4 protein-coding genes are annotated in these 6,606 nt (G+C 53.2%); 3 read left to right on the forward strand and 1 reads right to left on the reverse strand.

The window, feature by feature from the left end:
- Window positions 1-92 precede the first annotated feature (92 nt).
- Window positions 93-1,754, reverse strand: coding sequence for a putative transporter (locus K2I50_RS08205; RefSeq protein WP_301025850.1), 1,662 nt, complete (start codon window positions 1,752-1,754; stop codon window positions 93-95).
- Window positions 1,755-1,907: 153 nt separating this feature from the next.
- On the opposite strand from K2I50_RS08205, the gene K2I50_RS08210 reads away from it, so the two are divergent.
- From K2I50_RS08210 to K2I50_RS08220, 3 genes are all read left to right on the forward strand, one after another.
- Window positions 1,908-2,708, forward strand: a complete 801-nt coding sequence (locus tag K2I50_RS08210; protein WP_301025851.1) for a protein kinase domain-containing protein — start codon at window positions 1,908-1,910, stop codon at window positions 2,706-2,708.
- A gap of 14 nt (window positions 2,709-2,722) precedes the next feature.
- Window positions 2,723-3,850, forward strand: a complete 1,128-nt coding sequence (locus K2I50_RS08215; protein WP_301025852.1) for an N-acetyltransferase — start codon at window positions 2,723-2,725, stop codon at window positions 3,848-3,850.
- 114 nt (window positions 3,851-3,964) lie between these two features.
- A complete protein-coding gene (locus tag K2I50_RS08220; protein WP_301025853.1) occupies window positions 3,965-6,463 on the forward strand; it encodes an alpha-amylase family glycosyl hydrolase in 2,499 nt (832 codons plus the stop codon).
- Window positions 6,464-6,606 lie beyond the last annotated feature (143 nt).

Genomic DNA, 6,606 nt, shown 5'->3' on the forward strand with positions numbered 1-6,606 from the left:
TCCATCATCACAAGACAAAAATCACTCAGAGAGATGCGACCCCAGCGTTAACAAATATTGGGGAACGGGGTCTAAATGCATGCAGGCTGATGTCACACAAAGAAGATAATCAGCAACTGGACGATTACCACACGTGCAAACATCGACAGCGGATAGGTGGTGGCGTAGGCTACCGGGGCATCGTCGCCTGGAGTTACTTCGTTGGCATAGCTCAGCGACATGGGATTGGCCATAGCTCCGCTCACCATGCCGGCGGCAGAGCCAAAATCGAGATGCCACAGACGCATCGACAGAATAGTCATGACGAGGGAAGGGAGCAGAGTGATGATGAATCCCGCCGCAATCCATATAAGCCCGTCGGCACGCATTATTGTCTCAAGGAATTTTCCGCCGGCGTCGAGACCCAGGCATGCCAGGAATAGCGACAGTCCGATGCCGCGCAACATAAGATTGGCGCTGCGTGTGGTATACGTCACCATGTGGAAATGCGGCCCGAATCGCCCGATGAGTATCCCCACCACTATAGGGCCACCGGCCAGGCCGAGCTTGATGGGCACGGAAATGCCGGGGATGGCGATGGGTATTGAACCGACTATGAGCGACAGCACCATGCCTATGAATATCGCTGCCAGATTGGGGTCTTTCAGGTCGGTCACGGAATTGCCCACAAGGGCGCCGACCTTGTTGATGGCCTCGGGAGTGCCTACGATGGTAAGCCTGTCGCCGAGCTGCAATATAAGGTTGGGACGCGCCAGAAGTCGGATGCCTGAGCGCGACACACGCGATATGTTTACACCATAGTGTTTTCTCAGATTCAGGGAGTCGAGCCGGCGACCGTTGAGCTGAGGTTTGCTTATGGTGATGGTGCGCGAAACAAGGTTCTTGTCGAGTGTGTCCCAGTTTATGTCCGGTTTGTTCCAGTTGCGCTCGCTTTTCTCTCCGAAAAAGATTGTAAGGCGCGCCACCTCGTCTTCGGTAGTGATGACAAGCACACGGTCGCCGATAGATAGCGTGTCGTCGGGGCCTGGAATCGACACATCGTCGCCATGCCATATGCGCGATATTACAAAGTTTGTTGTTACGAGCTTGTGGATGTCGCGCAGGGTGAGTCCCCCGATACCGGGGTTTGTGACATGGAACTCTGCCACATACGTATTGTCCGAGTCTCCCTGATGGTGTGGCTCGTAATCTGATTTTCGCGCCACGAATTTTTTGACCAGGGCAAATGCGATGATGACACCCACCACACCGAGCGGATATGTCACGGCACAGCTGAGAGCGGCACCCTCGGCGGGTAGGCCGAGCTGGTTGATAGCCTGCTGGGCTGCGCCAAGCGACGGAGTGTTGGTAGTGGCGCCGCTGAGTATACCCACCATGTCGGTCATCGGTATGGCAAGTATATAGCTTAGGGCTATGGCGATGGCTGTGCCGGCAAACACAAGACCGAGTCCCAGCATGTTGAGTTTCATACCGCCTGTGCGGAACGAGCTGAAGAATCCCGGGCCTACTTTGAGGCCGAGTTCATAGACAAACAGCATCAGTCCGAAATCCTCGGCATACTTCAGTATGGCCGGGTCGATGGCCAGACCGAAGTGTCCCGCCATGATTCCGGTGAAGAACACGAATGTTACGCCCAGCGATATACCGCAAATACGCAACTTCCCTAATCCCAGTCCGATAGCTATTATGACCGAGATTACACATACAGCCTGTAGTGCCGATTGCTCAAAAAATAAACTTTCAAACCAATTCACGCCGCAAAATTACACAATCTCCGCGCTAATGCCTATATCCGGCCCATAAAACAGTCAAAAATCATAAGAAAATTCATAATACGAAAAAGTCTATAAGACTTCCTCCTTTCACTATCCACATATTTACAGAAGAAATTTGTACCTTTGCTCTCTATGAGCACCGATCAGCAGCAAACACCGGCCGTCCCGGAAGATAACGCAACTGAATACACCAAACCTTCGGCTGCGGAAAAATGGACCGAGATTACCCTGCTCCCCGAATGGGAGGAGGAGTACTATCTTGTATACACTGCAAAGAAGTATGGCCGATGGGTTATGCTAAAGACCCTCAAGCCCGAATATGCATCGCAGGAAGAGTACCGTCAGATGCTTGAAAAGGAGTTTGACGTAAGGTACAACCTCGCCCATCCTAATATCGTGATGATAAACGATCTTGAGGAAGTGCCCACTCTCGGCCGCTGTATCATCACTGACGACGTATACGGTGATTCACTGCGCAAACTTATCGATGAAGACCGTATCACGCCGGAAATCCTCGAAAAACTGCAGCACGAACTGGTCGACGCTATCGACTACATCCAGAGCAACCATATCGTGCACCACCCCATCCGACCCGAAACCATATATTTCACAGAAAATATAGGCAACCTCAAGCTCATCGACGTAGGATTTGACCAGCGGCAACACCTTGAGCCTGCCGACGCCTCAGAAGACATATACCGCTACGGATGTGTGCTCGACGAAGTGCTCGACCATGTCACCACAAAACTCCCCGAACTGCGCAAAATCGCACAACGCTGCAAGGATTCCGACCCCAAAAGGCGTTACCGCGACGTGCAGGACCTCCACCTCGCATTCGAGCGCCGAAACAGCAACCAGGTGTATACATTCCTGATTATATTCCTCATAGCGATGATATGCCTGCTGACATGGCTTAACATCACACGCATGTAACCCCACCACGAAGTATGATTGAAATACGCGAAATAAAGCCTGTTAAGGCCGAACTAACCCGATATACACAATTCCAGATTGATCTCTACGAAGGAAACTCATACTTTGTACCGCCTCTGATAGGCGACGATGTCGACACACTGACTCCCTCCAAGAATCCGGCGTTTGACTTCTGCAAGGCAAAATCCTGGATGGCATATCGCGACGGTAAGCCTGTCGGGAGAATTACCGGAATCATAAACACCCAGGTAAACGAACGCTCGGGAAAACGCGACGTACGCTTCGGATTTGCCGACTTCATCGACGATGATGAGGTAGCCGACAAGCTGTTTGACACCGTGGCCGAATGGGGTCGTTCCCACGGTATGGATTCTATGGTAGGTCCGCTCGGGTTCACCGACCTCGACCATGAAGGAATGCTCACCTACGGATTCGACGAGATGGGCACAATGGCTACAATCTACAACTACCCGTATTACCCGCGCCATATGCACCGCATGGGTTTTACCGAGGATGTCGAGTGGGTCGAGTACCGTATATCAGTACCCGACAAAGTGCCCGAGCAGCTACAGAGAGTAGCCGATATAGTGCGCCGCAAGTACGGACTGCGCACCCTCAAATATACCTCAGGCAAAAAAATAAAGGCCGACTACGGACAGGCCCTGTTCGAGCTTATCAACGAGGCCTACGACAAACTATACGGTTATTCTCCCCTTACCCGACGCCAGATTGAATACTACATCGACATATACCTCCCAATCCTCAAACTGGAGTATGTAAGCCTCATCGTCGACAAAGACGACAAGCTCGTTGGTGTAGGCATATCGCTCCCGTCGATGTCGAGAGCACTGCAGAAAGGACGCGGACGCCTGTTCCCCACAGGATGGTACCACCTGCTCAAAGCCATGTACCGCCACAACGACACCGTCGACCTCCTGCTCGTAGGCGTATCGCCTGAATACCAGAGCAAAGGCGTCAACTCCCTGCTCTTCACCGATTTGTTGCCCACATATATCAAAAACCGCGTACGCTGGGCCGAAACTAATCCCGAGCTGGCCGACAACGAGAATGTGCAGCAGCAATGGAAGTTCTTCGACAAGCGTCTCCACCGCCGTCGCGCAGCTTTCAGAAAGCCACTCTGATTTCGCTCCTCCCATCCTCGCTCCTCCGCTCCTCTATTCTTCTCTCCTGTTCCGTAGTCATACATTTGACTACCTGACCCTACGGATTCTTTAAGATAGTTTATTTTTATAGCGATGAAAAACAATTCTCTACGATGCGGAGCCATATGGCTTTTCGCATCGCTCGGCATATTGCCGCCGACCGCCGGAGCGCAGGTGGTCACAACCAATCCGGCAATAATCACTGCCGACACAAAGAATATAGTAATCACATTCCATGCCGACTGGGGCAACCGCGGTATGGCCGCACTTCCGGCGTCAACCGCAGTCTACGCCCACACCGGCCTTATCACATCGCGCTCGACAACGCCCGACGAATGGACTTTCGCACCAAACTGGCCCGACAATTCCGCGAAATATAAGCTCGACCCATCAGGCTCAGGCACTTGGACCCTCGACATTCCCGACATACGGCAATACTACGGGGTGCCCGACGGAGTGGAAATCAAAAACATGGTATTCGTGTTTCGCGACGCCGCAGGCTCCGACTCCCAGGGCAAGACAATCAACGGAGGCGACATATCCCTCACAGTATTCCCGTCAGGATTTCCGGCACCCGACATGCGGCACTATCCCGACGGAGACCCACAGCCGGGAGTAACTCCCACTTCCGACGGCTCGTCGGCTATATTCTGCTTCCCGGCGCCCGAAAAAAATATGGTGCAGCTCGTAGGCTCGTGGAACGATTTCGACATCGTAGCCCAACAGCAGATGCACTACACCGACATCGACGGCATACGCTACTTCTGGATTTCCGTCGACGGCCTTGAGCCGGGCAAAGACTATACATATTATTATATAGTCGACGGCCAGACCGCAGTGGGCGACCCCTATGCCCGCCTCGTGCTCGATGGAAACAACGACAAATACATATCCTCAGCCGTATATCCCGACATGCCCGTATTCCCGTCGGGAAAAGTGCCGGCTTCCGTACCGGTAGCCGTCTACAACTCCGACGCTGACACATACGACTGGCAGACCACATCATTCACCCGTCCCCCGCAGGAGAGTCTCGTGCTCTACGAAGTGCTCGTACGCGACTTCACCGGCACCGACGGGAAAGCCTACGGCACCGGCACCATAGCCGCACTTATCGACAAGCTCGATTATATCAAGGAGCTTGGTGTCGACGGCATAGAGCTTATGCCGGTCATGGAGTTTGACGGCAACAACTCGTGGGGTTACAATCCCAACTTCTACTTCGCACCCGACAAAGCCTACGGAGCGCCCGACGATTACCGACGCCTCGTCGACGAATGCCATGCACGCGGACTGGCTGTAGTGCTCGACGTAGTATTCAACCAGACTGCCGGACTCCACCCATGGTACCTCATGTATCCGATGGTTCTGTCTAAGTTCTACAACGCCACATCGCCCCATGCCTATTCCGTGCTCAACGACTGGAACCAGAGCAACGACCTGGTACAGCGACAGTTTAAGGACGCGCTGCGCTACTGGCTCAAGGAATACAAAGTCGACGGATTCAGATTTGACCTCGTGAAAGGCCTTGGCGACAACGACTCATACGGCAACACATACAATGAAGCCACCAATACCTGGGGCACACCTTCAGAGTCGGGAACCGACGCATACAACGCCTCACGCATTGCCCGCATGGCCTCCCTGCATGCTGCCGTCAAAGAGATCGACCCCACAGCCTACTTCATCAACGAAGACCTCGCAGGAGCCGAGGAAGAAAACGCACTCGCATCCGACGGCGACATCAACTGGGCCAACATCAACAATCCGGCATGCCAGTTTGCCATGGGCTATGAGGAAAACTCCTCACTCAGCCGATTCTTCTCCCCATCCGACGGCTCCCGTCTGCGCGGCTCCACCATAAGTTACGCCGAAAGCCACGACGAGGAACGCATGGCATACAAGCAGATGAAATACGGCGCCACCGGAGTCAAAAACAACTATGCCATGCGCATGCGTCGCCTTGGATCGGTTGCAGCACAGATGCTCATGACTCCCGGCCCCCACATGATATGGCAGTTTCAAGAATTCGGAGCCAACCAGACCACCAAAAATACCGACGGCTCCAACAATACCAACCCCAAACTGGTGGTATGGAACAATCTAAACAATGCCAATAATGCCGGTCTGTGTCAGACCTATCGCGACCTGCTCGCCCTGCGCGGCGCCAATCCCGACCTTTTCGGCAACGAATCATCCGCCGCCATACTCCTCAACGGATGGACAGAGGGCCGCACCCTACTACTGACATACGGCAATAAGAAACTTCTGCTTGCTGTCAACCCGCTTATCGACAAGCCCATCGACATATTCATACCCACAGGAGCAGGCGACGCATCGTATCTCCGACTGCTTGCTGCGAGCCACAACACATCGCCGGCAATTACCGACGGAAGCATTACCCTTGAGCCCGGTGCTTTTGCAGTATATGGTACCGAAGAGGTATCCTCGGCCATTGACGAGATTCCATCGGACTATGACAGCGATTCTCCGGTAATTTATTACAATCTTCAGGGACGACAGATTGCCGACCCGGTCCCAGGACAGATAGTAATCCGACGCCAAGGCGCCACAGCAGCTAAAGTAATCTACTGACCGGCAATATTCAACCATCATAGCATCACCTGAAATACAATAATCCCCTGCCACAAAACCATTGTAAGACCCCGTTCCCCAATATTTGTTAACGCTGGGGTCGCATCTCTCTGAGTGATTTTTGTCTTGTGATGATGGAGCGT

The sequence above is a fragment of the Muribaculum sp. genome (assembly GCF_029051885.1).
Taxonomy (GTDB): domain Bacteria; phylum Bacteroidota; class Bacteroidia; order Bacteroidales; family Muribaculaceae; genus Muribaculum.

Coding starts and splice junctions, on each gene's coding strand:
- K2I50_RS08210 (WP_301025851.1), top strand. CDS start 1,908: ATGAGCACCGATCAGCAGCAAACACCGGCCGTCCCGGAAGATAACGCA.
- K2I50_RS08215 (WP_301025852.1), top strand. CDS start 2,723: ATGATTGAAATACGCGAAATAAAGCCTGTTAAGGCCGAACTAACCCGA.
- K2I50_RS08220 (WP_301025853.1), top strand. CDS start 3,965: ATGAAAAACAATTCTCTACGATGCGGAGCCATATGGCTTTTCGCATCG.